Below are 19868 nucleotides of genomic sequence, written 5' to 3' on the forward strand. Positions count from 1 at the left end.
TTTGGCAAAGTGAAAGTGTACTACAATGTGGAAATAACAGAGAGCTATATAATCTGTATAAAAAATAGACAGGAGTGCGGATATATGCAGTACAACAATCCCGTCATACCGGGTTTTCATCCTGATCCAAGTATTTGCCGTGTCGGTGATGATTACTATCTAGTCACAAGTTCTTTTGAATATTTCCCTGGAGTCCCTATCTTTCACAGTAAGGATCTGGTCCACTGGCGGCAGATCGGCCATTGCCTCACAACAGAGCGACAGCTTCCACTTTCGGGTGCATGGAGTTCTGGCGGAATCTATGCACCAACCCTCCGTTATCACAACGGCTGGTTTTACATGGTGACTACTAATGTAAGCGGAGGCGGGAATTTCTTTGTGAAGACACAGAACCCTGAGGGACCTTGGTCGGAGCCGGTGAAGCTCGCGCAAGGTGGTATCGATCCTTCCCTGATGTTTGATGACGACGGCCGCGTATATTTACAGTCTCCAACTACCGGAGCTGAGGGCGATGGTATCTACCAATGCGAGATTGATATTGAAACCGGAGCCACACTGTCAGAGAAACGCTTGATTTGGAAAGGTACAGGAGGAGCTCATCCCGAAGGACCTCATTTGTACAAAATCAACGGACTATATTATTTGATGATCGCCGAAGGGGGAACCGAATATGGACATATGGAAACGATCGCAAGAAGCAATCATCCATATGGGCCATTTGAGCCTTGTCCAAGCAATCCGATTCTCACGAATAGAAGTATGGGGAACGGCATATATGCAACAGGTCATGCGGATTTAATCGAAGCCCATGACGGAAGCTGGTGGGCTGTGTGCTTGGGGATAAGACCGGTATCCTACCCTATGGGACATCATCTGGGAAGAGAGGTTTTTCTGGCGCCTGTGAGCTGGACATCTGATGGATGGCCTATTGTAGGCAATGATACGCATATTGAGCCGGTCATGGATGCTCCCAAGCTGCCTCAAGTGTCATGGCCAGCCAAGCCGCACAGAGACGACTTCAATGATGTGAAGCTGGATATGATCTGGACATTCTTACGTAATCCTGCTGAGGGAAGCTGGTCACTAGCGGAACGTCCGGGATTTCTTGTCTTGCATGGACAAGCAGCAACATTAAATGAAGTGGGGTCACCCACCTTTGTAGGCCGCCGCCTTTGTCACTTTTCCTGCAGAGTGGAGACTAAGCTGGAGTTCGATCCGAAGCACGACGGAGAAGAAGCGGGATTAACCATGTATATGGACGAGAAGCATCATTACGACTTGGCAGTAAAATCCGTTCAAGGCCGCAGGAAGCTAATCTTCCGCCGGACGGTCGGTTCAATGCAGACCATGGAAACCCGCGATTGTCCTGAAGGGGGGCCTATTGTGCTTCAATTCCAGGCCCTGCCCGAGAAATTTGTGGCATCTGTCCGTACCTCACAACAGGATGCAATAGAAATAGGCTGGGGTGAAACCCATCTTCTCTCCACCGAAGTCGCCGGCGGCTTTGTAGGAGTAATGGCAGCCATGTATGCAATCTCTGAAGCGACGGACCCTGCTCCTGCGTCATTTGACTGGTTCGATTATGAGGTGACCGAATAATGCTTCCTTATCGGAACCCGGATCTGCCGCTGGCAGCGAGGGTAGATGACCTCATACTGCGCCTTAGCCGCGAGGAAAAAATAGAATTGATGTGCCAGTACCAGGCGGATATTCCGCGTCTTGGTATACACAAGTATAAGCACGGCACGGAGGGGGCGCACGGGGTAGCCTGGCTGGGAGAAGCAACCGTTTTTCCACAGAACATAGGTCTTGCCTGCACCTGGAATCCCGAATTGCTCAATAAAATCGGCTCCGCCATAGGCGATGAGGCCAGGGTGTACTATCAGCGCAACCCCACCGTTAATGGTCTAACGATTTGGGCACCAACTGTAGACATGGAGCGGGACCCAAGATGGGGCCGTACCGAAGAAGCGTATGGAGAAGATCCTTATTTGACGGGAAAACTGACAACCAGCCTGGTCCAAGGTCTTCAGGGAAACGACCCTTTCTATTACAAGGCAGTCGCAACGTTAAAGCATTTTTATGCCAATAACAATGAAGAGAACCGCGGCAGTGCTTCAGTCAGCATCGACCCGCGCAATAAACGCGAATATTATTTAAAGGCATTTGAACCAGCGGACCGGGAGGGCCGCGCCGGTTCCATAATGACTGCCTATAACGGAGTTAACGGAACTCCATGCAACCTTAATTCTGAAGTGAAAGATATCGTCAAAGGCGAGTGGAGTATGGACGGCTTTGTTGTTGGCGATGCCGGGGACATTCTGGGAACGGTGACAGATCATCACTACACCGATTCTTATGCAAAAGCCGTAGCGGGGTCGATCAAGGCTGGTATTGATAGCATAACGGATGATCAGCCGCTGTCCTTTCAAGCGCTGCGTGATGCACTATATCAAGGGCTTCTTACAGATGATGACCTCAACCGGGCGCTGCGTAACACGTTTCGCGTGCGGTTCCGGCTGGGCGAATTTGATCCTGCAGAGCGGAATCCTTACAGCCATGTTCCAGAGGAGAAATTGTCTTCGCCGGAGCATAGGGCTTTGTCACTTGAAGCAGCCAAAGAATCCATTGTCTTGCTGAAAAATGATGGTGTGTTGCCGCTAAGGCCGAAAACAGGTTCTGTGGTGGTAATCGGGCCTTTGGCTGGTGAGGCTTTCACTGATGCTTATAGCGGAACGCCACCTTACCGTATTACCCCGCTCCAAGGAATTAAAGAAAAAATGCAGGACCATCCGGTTGGATATACAACAGGTGTGGATCAAATTCGCCTACGCTCCGTTACCAGCGGGAAATACGTGTGTATACGTGATCACGAGAATATTCCCGCTGTATTGGCGGCAGATTGCAGCACCGCAGCTGAGGCGGCTGTGTTTGAGTACAATGACTGGGGCTTTGGAAGCTTCACATTACGGGCAATGGACAGCAATAAATATGTCACGGAAAGTGAAAATGGTCTTATGACTGCTACTGCAGAAGCAGTGGAAGGTTGGTACGTCAAGGAAACGCTCAGGTTCGAAGTGCTGGAGAATGGCCGCATCACGATAAAATCATGGGATAACAAACCTATTGTCCTAAGCGACCTTGGGCTTTTAAAAGCAAATGAAGATGACGGCATCGGCGAATTTGTCATTGAGATCGTGCACCACGGGATTGAAGAGGCCATGCACTTGGCAAAAGAAGCAGAGACAGCAATTGTATTTGTCGGCAACAACCCTTATATCAATGGAAAAGAGACGGTCGACCGGACAGAGCTCATACTTCCTCCTGCTCAACATGCACTTATTCAGGCAGTCCGGGCTGTAAATCTAAAGACCATTGTCGTAATCGTTGGCAGCTATCCCTTTGCGATCAATTGGGTAAACAAGCATGTCCCAGCAATCGTATTCACATCACATGCCGGTCAAGAACTGGGCCATGCTGTAGCCGATGTGCTTTTTGGTGATTACAATCCTGCAGGCAGGTTAAACATGACTTGGTACAGCTCGGTGAAGCAACTGCCGAATCTTATGAATTACGACATTATCAAGGGAAAGCGTACCTATCAGTATTTCGATGGAGAAGTACTGTATCCGTTCGGCCATGGTCTTAGCTACACAGACTTTGAATACGGTGAGTTGTTAATCGGCCGTGTGGCCGCCAAGGATAATGAGACGTTCTCAGTTTCTATTAATGTTGGCAATACCGGAAGCAGACCAGGGGACGAAGTTGTTCAGCTCTATATTCGAGCCGAGAACTCGCGTGTCACACGTCCACTGAAAACGCTGATAGGTTTCGAGCGTGTGCATTTACAGCCGGGGGAATCCACAACCATTTTATTTACATTAAAGGAAGATGAACTGGCATTCTGGGACGTAACCCGTGAACGGTATTGTGTGGAGAAGGGGGTGTATACGCTTATGGCCGGGCCATCTTCTTCCAACATTATTTCGCTGGCTTCACTGTATGTGGAAGGAGAGGAGATCCCTGCACGCTCACTTTGGGGACCGGTAAAAGCGGTTAACTATGATGATTACGAGAAGGTTTACATTGATGAATGCAGGGAAGGAGGAGAGAGCATTCGCCCCGTTGAAGACAGCGGCTGGATTGCTTTCCACGACGTAGCTCTGGGCGAATGGCCGGTGAAGTTCATCGCCAGGGTCACAGGTAATATCCGGGGTGGGGAGATCGTCTTAACGCTTAATTCCCCTGGCGGTGATTGCGTTCTTGTCTGTCCCGTTCTGCCGACTGGTGGAACTCAAGCTTGGACGACTGTGGAATGTGAGGTTCCATCCAGGCTTGTCCCAATAGAACGATATAAGGTTTACCTGCACCTCAAGGGCGATGTACAGATCAGCACTTTTTGTCTGAAATGACTTCTGGCAAACAGAGAAATGCCGGCTGAAGCATCGGTTATTGCATTTTACGAAATGCTTTCGGCGTTACACCGTAGCTTTTTTTGAATTGGCGGGTGAGGTAATTGCTGTCGTTAAATCCGCACTCGTATGAAATATCTGTAATGGAGCGGTTCGTTTGTTTTAGCAGTGTGCAAGCCCGCTCCAAACGCAGCCGGTGAAGATAAGCAATCGGTGTTGTTTGATAATATGCCTGGAAAATCCGGTTCAAATGTCTGACGGAAATATCTGATTTGGCCGCAATCTCCTCAAGCGTCACTTGGTCCAGATAGTGGTCCTCAATGTAAGAAATTGCACTGGCCAAATGCATCAGACTATTGTCTACCCCTGTCTCCTGATGGTCATATTGCCTGGACAAATAAACGACAAGCTCCATAAACCGTGACACGAGCATGGTTTGATAGCCTTGCTGCTTGGTCTCATATTCTTTAATCATGACCGAAACTAAGGATGACACATATTCAAGGCTTGCAATCGACATGTTCAATTTGCTTTGATATGGATTAATGCTGCGGTAGAACGGTTCCAGAATGAAGAGCGCCTGATAACCGTTCAAGGACCGCAGATCCGGCCCGGCTGACTTCAACATCTCCGGCTTGTACATTACGTTGCAAATTTTGAAATCATGTGGCGCCTTGTAAGCATGAGGAGTTCCGCCGTTCAGGACAAATGCATTCCCTTTCTTGATAAAAGATTCTTCATTATTGACGACATGTGTAGCATGACCATTCAGTACGATGACCAATTCGGAGAAATCCACATGCTGGTGAAGCGAAATCTCCTCCTCATGTCCTCCATATTGAATAAAAAAGGGAAATTTCTCATCGGTCGTAAACCAGTTTAAATATACATTACTCAAAATATTCCCACCCAGTCCGTTGATGTCTATGTCCATATTATGCTGTTTTATGACTTGATAATCAAGGTTTGCAGCAGGAGTAAAAGATAAAATTAATAACGAAAACAGACACTCTTAACACTATAAGGGGGAAATGATGACCATGATTCAGAAATTGCCCAAGAAATGCGGAATAGCGCTGTTAGCAAGCATGCTGCTCCTGTCGGCGGGCTGCAGCAGCACAAAAAACAACACTGCCAATAATGTAAATGACAGCAGCAGCAGCGATGATACCAGCCCAATTACGTTTTCATTTTTTGGAGCTGACGCTAATCCGAACTGGAACAACATGCAGGATGATGTGGGGAAAGAAATTACCGCCAAAACCGGGGTTACTCTTGATGCCGAATTTGATGTAGGCAGCGGCGGCGGACAGGACAAAATCTCTTTAATGGCGGCCAGCGGACAATTTCCCGATATCATCTATGCCAAGGGAGAGCTTGGCAAGCTGGTTGATGCAGGGGGAATTATCGATTTGACCGATCTTATCGATAAATATGCTCCAAATATTAAAAAGGTTATGAGCAAGAGTATGAACCGCATGAAATACAGCAAGGAAAATCAAGCCATTTATTCAATTCCAACCAATGTTGGGGTAGATGAACAGGTTTTTGATGCAACGGGCGGTTTTGAAATTCAGCTTAGAGTTCTCAAGGAACTTGGTTATCCGAAAATTGAAACAGTTCAAGATTATGAAAGCGCCCTCAAGAAATATGTGGCCAAACACCCGACAACCGACGGCCAGCCTACGATTCCTCTATTGTTAAATGCAGATGGCTGGAAGAGTATGATTACCGTAACCAATCAAGCCGCGGCGACTACAGGCGGGGCAGGTGACGGTGAATACTATGTGGTTCCGGAAACTTATCAAACGATGCTTCATTACAAACGTCCGGAAGAAAAAGATTACTTCCGCTGGCTGAATCATATGTATAATGAAGGTTTGCTGGATAAGGATTCCTTTGTGCAAAAGGATGATCAGTATAAATCGAAAATCTCCAGCGGACGCGTGCTCGGCCTTACCTCTGTAGAATGGGAATACCAGGACGCCGAGAATGCTCTGAAGTCAGCCGGCAAAGACGAATATACGTACGCTCATTTGCCTGTTACTATGGGTAAGCAGTATAAAGATAATTCCATGCAGGCCATCGGGGTTGACGGGTATGGCATTAGCATCTCGACATCCTGCAAAGACCCAGTACGTGCCATCAAATTTATTGACTGGCTGTCCTCAGATGAAGGACAGGTACTGCGAAATTGGGGAATCGAAGGCAAGCAGTATAATGTTGAGAATGGAAAGCGCGTCATTCCGGACGAGATCCGTAACCAAAAAGTCAATGATGCAGCCAACTTCGCGAAACAGACAGGCATCGGACTATACTCGATCTTTGGGGTCCGCTACGGGGACGGTGTCAAGGATTCAACTGACAATTACTATACCACCAACTTCCCTGAACAAATCATCGCCAGCTACTCGAATGCCGAGAAGGAAGCTTTAGCGGCTTATAAAGCGAAGACATGGAAGGATCTGTTCCCGGCTGAGAATGAATTCCCAGTCAAAGAATGGGGGGCACTGTATAATATGCAGGTTCCGACAGATGGTGATTATCAGGTCATCTACCAGAAGACGCAGGACATCGTCCACAAACGTATTCCGGAAGCCATTCTCGCTAAGCCTGCAGACTTCGACAAGCTATATGATGCATTCCTCAAAGAAATGAACGACGTTGGAGCAGAGAAAATGGAGAAGGAATATACCGAGCTGGTAAAAGCAAGAGTATCACTTTTTACAGGCAAGGATGTTAAATAATACAAGCAGACATAAGAAAGGCCCTTACCAGTTTGGTGAGGGTCTTTCTGCATGTACTAAATGGGTTGTTTTTTTACAATATTAATATAATTTTCGAGCCATTGTATCGTTACAGTTTCACGTAAAATAGCACCATCTAACACAAGATAATCACCAAAATTATCACTGTCAAGCGGAGGCATGCTATCATAACGTTCTTTATTTTTGCGTAAATGTGCTAGCCTGTCTTGATGTTGAAGCAGTTGATGCTCTAGCAGTTGTAATCGGGTAGCTACATCCAGGTTATTAGAAAAATACATTCTCAGTCTAAACACGTCTTTAGGAGTGGGCTCAATAGGTTCTTCCTTTTTCAACCATTGCAAAAAATCCTTCTTACCCTTCTCCGTAATGGAATACAGCTTTTTCTCTAATACTTCTCCGCTAATTTGAATTTCGTAAACGATCAGGCCCTCGTCAAGCAGCTTTTTTAATTCCGGATAGATCTGACTATGCTTTGCATTCCAAAATTCACCCAGATCTTTACCAAACTCTTTACCTATATCATAACCAGTCATTGACTCTTTATTTAGCAAACCTAAAATGGCATATTTTAAAGTTCTCATATGGCTCTCTTTTCTATGCATGATCTTCGTTTTTGTGTTTAGTATAACATATTTAGCCAGTCAACAATAAAATTGCGCGGAAGAAAGAAAATATGTTTTATAAAACATATAAATAAATACATGTTTGTATTGATATAATTAAATCCACATGCTAATATTAAATCGAATTACGATGTGAATGATTTCACAATGAACAATAAGGAGATGAGAATTGTAGTGGAATTTACAAAAAAGAGATGGATTATCCTGATTGCAAGCTGCTTTATTAACCTGTGTATTGGATCAATCTATGCTTGGAGTGTATTTGCTGCCCCAATGGCAGAATATCTGAGCAGCGTTACAGGAATTCGTTTAACACCGGGAGATTTGGCTATTGCATTTACGATTACAAATTCAGTAGGACCTATCACGATGATTTCAGGTGGCTGGGTTAATGACAGGTTCGGACCAAAGAAAGTGATCTTTGTAGGGGGCCTGTTATTTGGGGGCGGTATGATTTTATCAGGGTTTGCAACGTCTGTAGGCTTCCTGGTATTTGCCTATGGTATTGTACTCGGCCTTGGAACAGGAATGGTCTACGGATGCACAATTAGTAACTCGATTAAGTTTTTCCCTGACAAACGTGGATTAGTTGGCGGTGTAACAACGGCTGCCTATGGATTAAGCTCAGTGATTATACCTCCCATTGCCAATGGTTTAATCAGTCACTCTGGTGTAACAACAGCATTCAAAATAATCGGTATAGCATTCCTTATTATTGTATGTGCCGCTTCATTCTTCATTGAGAAATGCCCATCTGATTTTGTCCCGGCAGGATGGACACCAAAGGCTGTCAATGTTGGCCGTTCGATGAAGAACGACAAAAACTGGAAAGGCATGCTTGCAAGCCCACTATTTTATGTAATGATCTTGCTATTGATAAGTGGAGCTTTTGCCGGACTAATGTGTACATCACAAGCTTCACCTATAGCTCAAAAAATGGTTGGCCTGTCTGCGGCAGCCGCTACGACAGTTGTTTCTGTATTGGCTCTGTTTAACACTGGCGGACGAATTCTTGCAGGCTATATTTCAGACAAAATTGGTCGAATCAATACCCTGGCTTTTGCTTCTCTCTTTTCGGTAGTAGGACTCATATTGCTTTATTTTTCAGGAGAAAGTAGTGTGGCGACATTTTATATCGGTATTTCCGTTATCGGTTTAAGCTTTGGCGCACTGATGGGGGTATTTCCCGGATTTACTGCGGATCAGTTTGGTGCAAAAAATAATAGTGTGAATTATGGAATTATGTTTATTGGATTTGCATTAGCAGGATATTTTGGGCCGTCCATTATGAGGAATGTTTACAGCACAGACAGTAGCTATCAGAGAGCCTTTGTCATTGCGGCCATTTTTGGCATAACCGGATTTATTCTAACATTTGTATACAAGTGGGCTGTCAAGTATCAGGAGAGCGCTGCTAATAAGAATCAGAAAGCTATCATTTAAACGTAAGAAAGAAACATCTACAGAGAAGGAGAATGAAATCATGCAAAGAAAATATCCAAACCTATGCAAACCCATCACCATTGGAAATGTAACCTTCAGAAATAGAATGTTTGGCTCACCTATGGGAGGTACAGATATTACAGCAGACTGCACGATTGGCCCCAAATCCACAGCATTCTACGAATTAAGAGCAAAAGGCGGTGCTGCCTCAGTTACAGTCAGTGAAGTTGTGGTTCATCCCGAAACAGAAGCCTCCCATATGTACCATCTGGATCTGCAGACAGTAGATTCTCTTGCAAGCTTTACTTACACAGCAGATGCTATTCGGCGTCACGGCGCAATTGCCAGTGTGGAATTGTCTCATTCCGGGCAATATGCAGGAACTTATCTGACTGACAAGAATAAGAAGCAAGGACTTGCTCAATGGGGACCAAGCCCCGGAGTCCGTCCAGACGGCAGAGAAGTAAAAGAGCTTACGCAAGAGCTAATTGCTGACATCGTAGCAGCGTATGGCAGATGTGCCGGACTTGCTAAGAGAGCAGGTTATGAAATGATCATGGTTCATGGCGGACATGGATGGTTGATTAACCAGTTCTTTTCACCTTATTTCAACCGCAGAACAGACAAGTATGGCGGATCTTTGGAGAACAGGGTACGTTTTGCACAGGAGGCTCTGGACAGCGTCCGTGAAGCTGTGGGTCCCGGCTTTCCCATAGAGTTTAGAATGAGTGGTTCGGAGTTGTTTGAAGGCGGCTATGATCTGACAGAAGGCATTGAAATTGCCAAATTAATCGAATCTAGAGTTGACTTGCTTCACGTATCTGCCGGAACCTATCAGACAGGCTTTGGAGTCACACACCCTTCGATGTTCCTGCCTCATGGAAGCAATGTATATCTCGCGGCAGAAATCAAGAAGCATGTAAGTGTTCCGGTTGCAACGGTTGGCGGATTAAATGACCCGGCTCAAATGGAAGAAATCATTGCCAGTGGTCAGGCAGATGTTGTTGAAATGGCCCGCGCGCTGTTAGCCGATCCCGAGCTTCCAAGAAAGGTGATGAGCAACCGTGACGAGGATATTATTAAATGTCTGAGATGCTTCACCTGTATGGCGGAACGTGCGGAGACATCGACAAGACGGTGTACGGTTAATCCTTTAATCGGCCGTGAAATGGATGGGACAGAAATATATCCTTCTCCTACTCCGCGTAAGGTTCTAGTAGCTGGCGGAGGTCCGGGCGGACTTTATGCAGCACTTACTGCAGCCAAACGGGGACATAAAGTCATTCTTTGTGAGAAGTCTGACGAGGTAGGCGGCATCTTGAGGGGAGAACAGGCGATTCCGTTTAAATACGAGATGTATGAGTTAGGTATGACTCTTGGAAAATTAGCCAAAGACGCCGGCGTTGAGATTCGTTTGAATACATCTGTTACTAAAGAGTATGCAGAGAAAGAAAATGCTGAAGCATTAATTATAGCTGTCGGTTCGGCAGCAATTGTTCCTCCAATCCCTGGACTTGATGGTGATAACGTGGTCGTTGTTAATGACTACTATCTGGAGAAGGATAAGGTCAGCGATAGCGTAGTCGTATTGGGAGGCGGGCTGGCAGGCTGTGAAGCAGCCATTCACCTTGCCCAGGAAGGTAAATCTGTTCATCTGGTAGAAATGAGAACGGAGCTGGCTCCAGATGCAAATATTAGACATCGTCCGATTATGCTAAAAGAAATCGAAAAGAATAACATTCAGGTTCATTTAGGATTTAAAGGGCTACGTGTTAAGCAGGAAGGTGTTGTTTGCGCTGATCCAAATGGTGAAGAGCATCTTGTTCCAGGCACTTCGGTCATTTGTGCGCTTGGACAGCGGCCAAGAAGAAAAGCAGTGGATGAGTTAATTGATTGTGCACCTTATGTTGCACAGATTGGAGATTGCGTTAAGGCGTCTACGATCACGACTGCGATATATCAGGGATATCATGCTGCGCTTGATATCTAATTTTGGCCATGAGAGAGGAGAGATCCTCTCTCTTTTTTTACTTTGCTGGTAATTCCTGAATGAACGCAGCCCAGAAATGACAACATAAAGAAGTAGTATACATCTCAATTTCCAGAGGAGGATATCTTTTATGGCTCACCAGAAGAGAAGGAACGAAGCTGCCTGGAAGTCACGAAAGCAAGCTCAGCATCCCCATGGTAAAATCAAACCGCTTAAGGAATTGTCCAGCGAATATGAAGAGAAGCATACTACTTGATGAGAAAGGGAAAGACTGCCCGGCGATATTGCCGGCAGTCTTTCTGTATTAAGAATACACGCAGCTAAATCGTGTAAACTCTGCATTGGAATCGGGTTTCTCTCCAGTGGCATACAGACCGATAAGTACACCTGTGAACCCTCCTGCTACTTCTGAGGAGAGATACCTCGTCTGCGCAGTTCCAAGCAAGGTCTCAGTACCTTCTATCTGCACGTAAAAGTGATATTGAGTAGGGGTAGCCCTGACAACCAATGTGGCATGATTGCAATGGCTCAGATCTATAGCTTTTTCAACGGATTTAATTTCTCCGATATTAAGCCGTTCAATAACTTCGTATCCATCTTGATGCCCGCGCAGTGCCAAATCATAGTGGTGGTTTTCATCCATATAGAGCGTAATACCGGCTTCGCCGCTGCTTAGGCTGATTTCACATGAAATGACCGCATTGAAGTCTTTTTGACGAATGCCTATGAATGTCGGGGATGCCGGAACATCCAGCGTCACTCCGGTTCCTGTAAGCTTTACCTTATCGGATTCTAACTGATAATGCTCTGCAGCCGGATGACGAAGATAACACCAGTCCAGATTCCAATCCGTGTTCTCAAACGTAAAGACCTTCTTTTCCTGTTGAAGGATTGTGTCCGCGATACGGTCTGTCTCGAAACTCAAAAGGGTGGTGCCATTATGCCCAGCCGTAAACCAGCCGTCCTCTCCAAAAGTAACCGGGGCTAGAAACACTTCGCGTCCCAAGTGGTGATAAGTAAGATACTGACCCGTTTGCCGGAATCCGAGATGGAAGAGCCACCAATGCCCTTCATGGTCTTGAATCAAATCACCGTGGCCGACTCCCTGCAGCTCGTAACCGCCCAAATTACGATTAGTTAGTACAGGATTGTTCGCATAGGCTTCGAACGGGCCAGTAGCTGAATCTCCCCGGGCATAAGTAATCATATGGCCATATTCGGTTCCGCCTTCGGCAGCCATCAGATAGTATCGTCCATTTATTTTATACATGTGAGGGCTTTCCAAATAACGTCCGCCGGTTCCCTGCCATATTGAACGGCTAGGCGTCAGCTTGCGTCCGGTTTCAATTTCGATTTCACATTGGACAATGCCGCTGGCTCCGAAATCGTCAGTCCCATTGCTCATGAAATACGTTTTACCTTCTTCAAAATATAAATCCGGATCAATTCCCCCTTGATCGACATAAATGGGTTCAGACCATTCACCATAAATATCGTCCGTCCAGATATAGAAGTTCTGACGTGTAGTGTCATTTGTGGTTGTCATGTAGAACCGTCCATTATGGTGACGCAGGGTAGGAGCAAATACACCGCCGGAGCTGTCCACAGTTTCCAGTTGAACCTGGCTTTTTCGAGTCAGGCAATGACCGATTTGGGTCCAGTTGATCAGATCTTTGCTTTCAAAAATCGGAACGCCGGGGAAATACTGAAAGGAGCTGCAAACCAGATAATAGGTATTATTAACTTTGCATACGCTGGGGTCAGGATAAAATCCTTTTATGACCGGATTATTGAATTTCATTTCTCCACCTCATTAATAAATTCATATATACAAGAATTCAGTATGATCTACAACTAACAAGAATTAAACACCATTGAATAAAAACTTTCAATGAAGCAAGGTTGAAGTTTCACATAAAATTTATTAAATTAATATAAATGTGATTTCAATAAACATAGTCAGGAGTTAATGATTATGATCAAAGCAAACGGGGAACAAAAATTCATGCCGTTATATGAAGCATTGGCAAGTGAAGTCAGATGGAGAATTATGAGCCTCATTGCCGACAGAGAAATTAATGTGAAGGATATTGCGGCTAATTTAGAGCTTAGCCCCTCCATCGTTACCATGCACATCCATAAGCTTGAGCAAGCCGGATTAATCGGGAGCCGCAGGGTTCGCCTGAAGGGAGGCACACACAAAATGTGCTTCCTCACAGAAAAACATATCGAGATCAAGCTGCCATCCGCCAGCCAAACCAAGAGGATCAGAGAGCAGACGATTTCAGTCGGTCATTATACCGCTTTTGACGTCCAGCCTACATGCGGGCTTGGTACCCGGGAGAAGGAAATCGGAATTTGGGATGACCCGCGCTACTTTCTCGATCCCGAGCGGGTTCATGCCGCCATTCTGTGGTTCGGGAAGGGATACGTAGAGTACAAGACGCCTAACTATCTGCTTCCTGACCAAACCGCAGAGGCCATCGAAATTTCGATGGAGATTGCCTCAGAAGCGCCCGGCTTGAGCGATCATTGGCCTTCGGATATTCAATTCATCTTTAACGGTGTTGTGCTCGGAACCTGGACAAGCCCGGCTGACTTTGGCAGGGCTGCGCGGGGCAAATATACGCCGAAATGGTGGCATAGAAATGTGAATCAGTATGGATTATTGAAGACGATCCGTATTGATGCCACAGGTACATTTATAGATGAGGAGCGGATGTCAGACGTGACCATCGCAGATATCAAGCTAGCGGAACAATTCTGGACACTTCGTTTCGCAGTTGACGAGAAGGGCGTTAACATTGGCGGATTGACACTTTATGGAGCCGGCTTCGGCAATCATGATCAGGATATTGTAATCCGTGTATTCCTTGGCGATGAAACGCAACAGTAGAGGGAGAGATGCTGCGTATAAATAGGAATAACTGCCACTAATTATGGACAGTATAAGCGTAATCTTTCTTGTAAACCTCCTAGGACTTCTTTTGGCACTTCCCTAACCTTGATATCCCCACCCAGGAAAAGCAGCCAATTTGTTATATCGGTCAGTTCTTCAGGCTTATCTACATTGATAAAAGTCTCTAGAATGGCCGTGGTTTGGTAAGGATTCGTATAGGAAATTGAAACTTTTAGTGGATGGTATTTTTTGAATTGGGCAATCGCTTTTGGACCAAGTTCAAGGACAAGGTTGATTTCTTCTTTCTGCTTACTTAGTTTGTCTAAAATTGTTTTCTTGCTTAGTCTTGTTTTCGCCCTGTAGGGCGTGACATCCGTGAGATGGTCCACAGGAAAAATCTGCTTTTTTTCTTCCTTTAAGTCAAAGCCTTCAATCAGCCAAAGACTTTTTTCACGGTAAAGGTGCAAGAGATATATTGAATAAGACTTGATTACATTATCTTCTTTGGTGGTAATCAATAAATAGCTATCCGAAAGAAGGATTTGGATCAGTTTTTCCAGCATGGGATGGGGGAGGTCCGAAAGATCAAGCAGATCGGGATTATAAGGGTTGGTCCCTTCAAAAAGCAGGATTTGATTTAATAGAAAAAGGTCATCCTGCTGGTTGCTCGAGATGAGTCCCAGTAATTTCTCAGTTAAAGACTGACGGCTCTTTAGATAGGGGAGCTGTTGATTTCTTGTGGCCATAAAGGCAATAAAAAGAGCTTTGACCTCATTATCGGTAAAGCGGACAACGGGAAGGACGGAGTTATGCATGACAGAATAACCCCCGTCCCTTCCAACTTCAGCGACAAGAGGCATACCCATGGCCTCAATCTCTCTGATATCTCTAATTGCTGTCGAACGGGAGATGTTAAATTCCTGCATGATTTCAGAAATTGTAAAATGGGCGCGGTTGTTGATAAACCGCATGATGATATTAATCCGTTCAACTTTTTTCATCGGGACTCCTAAACAGTATCACTTTTTGACATGATTTAAGATTATCATATACTCATCAAGTGAAGAAGACAAATCATTTGATAATCCACAAAAAAGGAAGGTTTTGAATATGGCAGAATATACCCTGATAGAAAAAGACGGCTTTACCGTTATAGGTTTAGGAACTGAGCTGAAGAGCGATTACACAGACTATGCTGGTATAAATAAGGAAAAGTCAGACTTTTGGCAGGCCGTCAGCCAAGATGGAAGGCTCGATACTTTAAAAGCTATAGCCGCAAATGACTACATTTTTGCTGTGAACGAAGCGGTGAATGGCAAGATGATGCATTATGCCGGCGTCCTGGCAGAAGCAGCAGCGGCACCGGAAGAAGCCCGAGTCATTCAATTTCCTAAGGGAGAATACCTGGTTGTTAAAGGAGAAGCACCGACGGCTGATGAATTAAATAATAAGCTTGCCGGCGTTGCCTTTGGTCAAGCCTTACCGGAAGCAAAGAATGTTGCCTATGTTGGCGCGCCTAATACATCGGTGGAGATGGGGCAGCGGAACGGCTTGGTTTTTGGTGAAATGTGGATTCCTGTTGTAAGGAAATAAAGAGATAAAAGGAGGGATTGAATTGTCCTATATCGTTGATTTTAAAAATGTGTCTACGATTGGTTTAGAGTCTTCACCTGTAGCAGAAGCGCTTGCTGGTTTACGTGCGAATGAAGCCCGTTACTTTATGAACAAATACGAGCATGAATTTACGGTTGTACCTGCCAGCGAAAGCCAGGAGACCCTTGACTATGTGAATCAAATTTTGAAAAAAGAACGTGATATTGAGTTTGCAGCCAAACCTTTAGAAACGTCACGGTTTCAGGTGGAAAATATTAAAATGGCCTACGTCTTTTATGAGGATGGTCTTTCGGTCAACGTCATGTATACGGTTGATGACCCTAAGAAGCGGGCCGTTGGTTTTAAGCTTTCCGAGGGGATGGAGATACCCAAGGAGTTAGAAGAAAAGTTTAAGTTTGCAAGACAAAAGTCCAAGCTAGCTGGAACTATTCGGGGCTCGTTTTTTGTAATTAAAGGTGAATATTAAAAGTTAAACCGCGAGTCCAATTTACGGTTCCAAATCAAGGGGAAATGTAACAAATGAAACCATCTGTACAAAAAGTTCGCGATTTAACTTTGGTACGAAGAGCGGGAAGCCGATTGCTCGTCATAGGCTGTGACTCCAGCGCAAGTATCGGAAACAAGCCAATGGATGCTGTGCAGACTCCGCCGGATATCGTCGGCTATTATACAGCCCGGGTTGCGGTTATGGAAGTTCTGTCCGTATGCGCAGACATTCTTACGGTAGTGGATACCTTAGCTGTGGAAAAGTATCCGACAGGAAGCGAAATTATCCGCGGAATACAAAGACTGCTGGACGAGGCTGGACTCACTGAGGCGCATTTGAATGGCAGCACGGAGGACAACTTCAAATCGTGCCAGACAGGCGTAGGAATTACTGTTATCGGGGAAACCGATGAGGAACGGCTGAAGCTGAAGCGGTCGCTTGCCGGTGACTGTGTGGTTATGCTGGGGGAACCGCTGATTGGGAGTGCAGTATTGGAGCAAGGGGCAAGAATATGCAGCATCCGGCAGCTCCAGTCACTTGTAGCCTCACCTGAGGTGCATGAGATTCATCCGGTTGGCTCTAAGGGGGCCGGGTATGAGGCAGAGCTTCTGGCTGAGCTGAACGGCTGCAGTTTTCAGGCAGTACCAGGGATCACGGAAAAGCTAAATGCTTCAGGAGGCCCGTCGACGGCGGTGATTTTCTCTGCCGCAGAGGAACAGCTTGAATTCATCCAATCCGAAATTGGCGGTGAGCTGGAGATTATCGGTCGTTTGCTTCCCCTCAGGGGATAGAGAAGGCAAAAAAAGAACCTGGAGAAATTCCAGGTTCTTTTATATTGCACATGAACAGACACGATGATATAATCAAATCACGACTGTTGCAAATAAAATTATCAAAACTACTGCATCTTATACTCTAAGTATACTATGGCAGTAAGCTCCTGTCAAATCTTTTTTCTCAATTTAATGGTTAGGAGAGGATATTGAATGAGTACTTTCGTTCTCAGTTTTCAGGAAATGGACAATACGCAGCTTCTGCTCGTTGGCGGGAAAGGGTTAAATTTAGGGGAGTTATCAAAAATTGAAGGAATACAAGTACCTGAAGGCTTTTGTGTTACAACAGCGGGATATCAAAAAGCCATCGAACATAACGAGACATATCATGCTTTGGTGGGTCAACTAACCATGTTAAAAGTAGAAGATCGGGAGCAAATTGGAGAAATCAGCAGGAAGATTCGACAAATCATTATGGAAGCAGAAATTCCTTCCGATGTTGTGAGAGCAGTTACTCACTATCTCTCACAGTTTGGTGACGAACATGCATATGCAGTGCGTTCTAGCGCGACTGCTGAAGATTTACCTCATGCCTCTTTTGCCGGTCAACAAGACACCTATTTAAATATCATCGGCGTCGATGCCATCCTGCAGCATATCAGCAAATGCTGGGCTTCCTTATTTACGGATCGCGCGGTAATCTACCGTATGCAGAATGGTTTTGACCATAGCCAGGTTTATTTATCTGTAGTCGTTCAAAAGATGGTTTTCCCGCAGGCTTCAGGGATATTATTTACCGCTGATCCCATTACTTCTAACCGAAAATTGCTATCCATTGATGCTGGTTTTGGACTTGGAGAAGCTCTGGTCTCCGGCCTGGTATCTGCCGATTGTTATAAAGTGCGGGAAGAGGAAATCGTCGAGAAGAGGATCGCAACCAAAAAATTGGCTATCTATGGACGAAAAGAAGGCGGAACAGAGACCCGGCAGCTCGATCCTAATCAGCAAACGGCTCAAACACTTACAGAACAACAGATTTTACAACTGGCACGCATCGGAAGACAGATCGAAGCTTATTTCGGTCAGCCGCAAGATATCGAATGGTGTTTGGCTGATGAAACCTTTTATATTGTCCAGAGCCGGCCAATCACGACGTTATACCCCATACCTGAAGTGAATGATCAAGAAAATCACGTTTACGTATCCGTCGGTCATCAACAAATGATGACTGACCCCATAAAACCACTCGGATTGTCTTTTTACCTGTTACTAACTCCTGCGCCCATGCGTAAAGCCGGCGGAAGGTTGTTTGTTGATGTTTCTCTTATGCTGGCTTCATCTTCCGGCAGGGATACTTTAATAAATGTCCTGGGAAAAAACGATCCGCTCATAAAAGATGCATTGACGACCGTCATAGAGCGGGGGAATTATATAAAATCGATACCGGAAGATAAGAAAGAACAGAGTTACGGTAAAAGCAATCAAGGTCCGGAGCCTGCGAATTATCAAACACTAAACGATTACGATCCGGCAATCGTTTCTGATTTGATTAAGCGAGGTGAAGCAGCGATCGAAGAGTTAGAACATAAGATCCAAACGAAATCAGGAGCCGATCTATTTGATTTTATCCTGGGAGATATCCAGGAATTAAGGGAGAAGAAGAGCGTGTCTGATCCACAAAGCTTTGGTGTGATTATGACTGCTATGAATGCTTCATCATGGATTAATGAAAAAATGCTGGAGTGGTTGGGTGAAAAAAACGCAGCAGATACGCTGTCTCAATCTGTACCAAACAATATCACTTCGGAAATGGGTCTGGCACTAATGGATGTCGCAGATGTGATACGTCCTTATCCGGAAGTCATTAATTATTTACAGCATGTAAAAGATGATAACTTTCTGGATGAGCTGGTTAAGTTTGATGGAGGAAGGGAAACCCAAGACGCTATCTATGCCTATCTCAGCAAATACGGAATGCGATGTGCCGGTGAAATTGATATTACCAGAACCCGTTGGAGCGAAAAACCAATTACACTTGTCTCCATGATTCTGGGTAACATCAAAAACTTTGAGCCTAATGCCGGAAAACGGAAGTTTGAGCAAGGGCGACAGGAAGCGTTGGCAAAAGAACAAGAGTTATTAGAGCGATTGAAGCAATTACCGGATGGCGAACAAAAAGCCAAAGAGACAAAACGAATGATTGACCTAGTCCGGAATCTCATTGGATATCGGGAATACCCAAAATATAATTATATTAATCGCTTCTTCGTTTACAAGAAGGCTTTAATGAAGGAAGCCGAACAGCTTGTACAAGCGGGTGTTGTTCGTGAAAAAGAAGATATCTATTACCTCACCTTTGAAGAGCTTCACGAAGCTGTACGCACCAATGAATTGGATTACCAGATCATCGGCAAACGAAAAGACGAGTACAGGCTATATGAAAAACTAACTCCGCCACGTGTTATCACGTCTGATGGCGAAATACTCTCCGGCAAGTATAACCGAGAAAATCTCCCAGCTGAAGCTATTGCAGGTCTGCCTGTTTCTTCCGGAGTGATTGAGGGGCGAGCACGTGTCATCTTAAATATGGAAGATGCCTATCTGGAAGATGGAGATATTTTAGTCACCTCGTTTACTGACCCTAGCTGGACACCATTGTTTGTATCCATCAAAGGCTTAGTCACCGAAGTTGGCGGATTGATGACCCATGGAGCAGTTATCGCGCGTGAATATGGCTTGCCGGCAGTTGTCGGTGTAGAAAATGCCACCAAGCTGATCAAGGACGGGCAACGAATTCGCGTGAATGGAACAGAAGGGTATATAGAAATATTGTAATACAGAAGGAGAACCCTTTCAGGT

Annotated in this window: 15 protein-coding genes; 11 read left to right on the top strand and 4 right to left on the bottom strand. The window is 45.2% G+C overall.

What is annotated here, in order from left to right; translation table 11 throughout:
• Nucleotides 1-84 precede the first annotated feature (84 nt).
• Together ACX1DY_RS00355 and ACX1DY_RS00360 are read left to right on the top strand one after the other, a co-directional pair.
• A complete protein-coding gene (locus ACX1DY_RS00355; RefSeq protein ID WP_458962222.1) occupies nucleotides 85-1599 on the top strand; it encodes a glycoside hydrolase family 43 protein in 1515 nt (504 codons plus the stop codon).
• Complete coding sequence (locus ACX1DY_RS00360; protein WP_458962223.1) at nucleotides 1599-4412, top strand: glycoside hydrolase family 3 protein; 2814 nt, start codon at nucleotides 1599-1601, stop codon at nucleotides 4410-4412. Before ACX1DY_RS00355 ends, ACX1DY_RS00360 begins: the two co-directional genes overlap by 1 nt.
• A gap of 37 nt (nucleotides 4413-4449) precedes the next feature.
• On the opposite strand, the gene ACX1DY_RS00365 is transcribed toward ACX1DY_RS00360, so the two are convergent.
• Nucleotides 4450-5310, bottom strand: a complete 861-nt coding sequence (locus ACX1DY_RS00365; protein WP_458962224.1) for a helix-turn-helix domain-containing protein — start codon at nucleotides 5308-5310, stop codon at nucleotides 4450-4452.
• A gap of 136 nt (nucleotides 5311-5446) precedes the next feature.
• Here ACX1DY_RS00365 and ACX1DY_RS00370 point away from each other — a divergent pair, with 136 nt between their 5' ends.
• Nucleotides 5447-7159 (top strand): ABC transporter substrate-binding protein, encoded by a 1713-nt coding sequence (locus tag ACX1DY_RS00370; protein ID WP_458962804.1) that lies wholly within the window; start codon nucleotides 5447-5449, stop codon nucleotides 7157-7159.
• Between the two features lie 56 nt (nucleotides 7160-7215).
• Here ACX1DY_RS00370 and ACX1DY_RS00375 read toward each other — a convergent pair whose 3' ends face one another.
• The gene (locus ACX1DY_RS00375; protein ID WP_458962225.1) at nucleotides 7216-7761 is read right to left on the bottom strand and encodes a PadR family transcriptional regulator; all 546 of its coding nucleotides are present in this window, start codon (nucleotides 7759-7761) and stop codon (nucleotides 7216-7218) included.
• A gap of 216 nt (nucleotides 7762-7977) precedes the next feature.
• Here ACX1DY_RS00375 and ACX1DY_RS00380 point away from each other — a divergent pair, with 216 nt between their 5' ends.
• The 3 genes from ACX1DY_RS00380 (at nucleotide 7978) to ACX1DY_RS00390 (ending at nucleotide 11492) form a co-directional block, all read left to right on the top strand.
• The gene (locus tag ACX1DY_RS00380) at nucleotides 7978-9246 is read left to right on the top strand and encodes an L-lactate MFS transporter (RefSeq protein WP_458962226.1); all 1269 of its coding nucleotides are present in this window, start codon (nucleotides 7978-7980) and stop codon (nucleotides 9244-9246) included.
• Nucleotides 9247-9286: 40 nt separating this feature from the next.
• Entirely contained in the window at nucleotides 9287-11236 is a 1950-nt protein-coding gene (locus tag ACX1DY_RS00385) for an oxidoreductase (protein WP_458962227.1), read from the top strand.
• 130 nt (nucleotides 11237-11366) lie between these two features.
• Nucleotides 11367-11492 (top strand): DUF6254 family protein, encoded by a 126-nt coding sequence (locus ACX1DY_RS00390; RefSeq protein ID WP_458962228.1) that lies wholly within the window; start codon nucleotides 11367-11369, stop codon nucleotides 11490-11492.
• 48 nt (nucleotides 11493-11540) lie between these two features.
• Here ACX1DY_RS00390 and ACX1DY_RS00395 read toward each other — a convergent pair whose 3' ends face one another.
• Complete coding sequence (locus tag ACX1DY_RS00395) at nucleotides 11541-13037, bottom strand: glycoside hydrolase family 43 protein (protein WP_458962229.1); 1497 nt, start codon at nucleotides 13035-13037, stop codon at nucleotides 11541-11543.
• Nucleotides 13038-13211: 174 nt separating this feature from the next.
• Between ACX1DY_RS00395 and ACX1DY_RS00400 the strand changes: the two genes are divergently transcribed.
• Entirely contained in the window at nucleotides 13212-14132 is a 921-nt protein-coding gene (locus ACX1DY_RS00400; RefSeq protein ID WP_458962230.1) for an ArsR/SmtB family transcription factor, read from the top strand.
• 41 nt (nucleotides 14133-14173) lie between these two features.
• Here the strand turns inward: ACX1DY_RS00400 and ACX1DY_RS00405 are convergent, their stop codons facing one another.
• The gene (locus ACX1DY_RS00405) at nucleotides 14174-15136 is read right to left on the bottom strand and encodes a helix-turn-helix transcriptional regulator (RefSeq protein ID WP_458962231.1); all 963 of its coding nucleotides are present in this window, start codon (nucleotides 15134-15136) and stop codon (nucleotides 14174-14176) included.
• A gap of 109 nt (nucleotides 15137-15245) precedes the next feature.
• Between ACX1DY_RS00405 and ACX1DY_RS00410 the strand changes: the two genes are divergently transcribed.
• From ACX1DY_RS00410 to ppsA, 4 genes are all read left to right on the top strand, one after another.
• The gene (locus ACX1DY_RS00410) at nucleotides 15246-15728 is read left to right on the top strand and encodes a GyrI-like domain-containing protein (RefSeq protein WP_458962232.1); all 483 of its coding nucleotides are present in this window, start codon (nucleotides 15246-15248) and stop codon (nucleotides 15726-15728) included.
• A gap of 22 nt (nucleotides 15729-15750) precedes the next feature.
• Nucleotides 15751-16215: a phage tail protein gene (locus ACX1DY_RS00415; protein ID WP_458962233.1), complete on the top strand. Its 465-nt coding sequence runs from the start codon at nucleotides 15751-15753 to the stop codon at nucleotides 16213-16215.
• A 53-nt stretch (nucleotides 16216-16268) separates the two neighbouring features.
• The gene (locus tag ACX1DY_RS00420) at nucleotides 16269-17027 is read left to right on the top strand and encodes a hypothetical protein (RefSeq protein ID WP_458962234.1); all 759 of its coding nucleotides are present in this window, start codon (nucleotides 16269-16271) and stop codon (nucleotides 17025-17027) included.
• Nucleotides 17028-17222: 195 nt separating this feature from the next.
• On the top strand, nucleotides 17223-19844 hold the full coding sequence (gene ppsA, locus ACX1DY_RS00425) for a phosphoenolpyruvate synthase (protein ID WP_458962235.1): 2622 nt from the start codon (nucleotides 17223-17225) through the stop codon (nucleotides 19842-19844).
• The last annotated feature ends 24 nt before the right edge of the window (nucleotides 19845-19868 follow it).

The organism is Paenibacillus sp. BAC0078 (assembly GCF_054483875.1).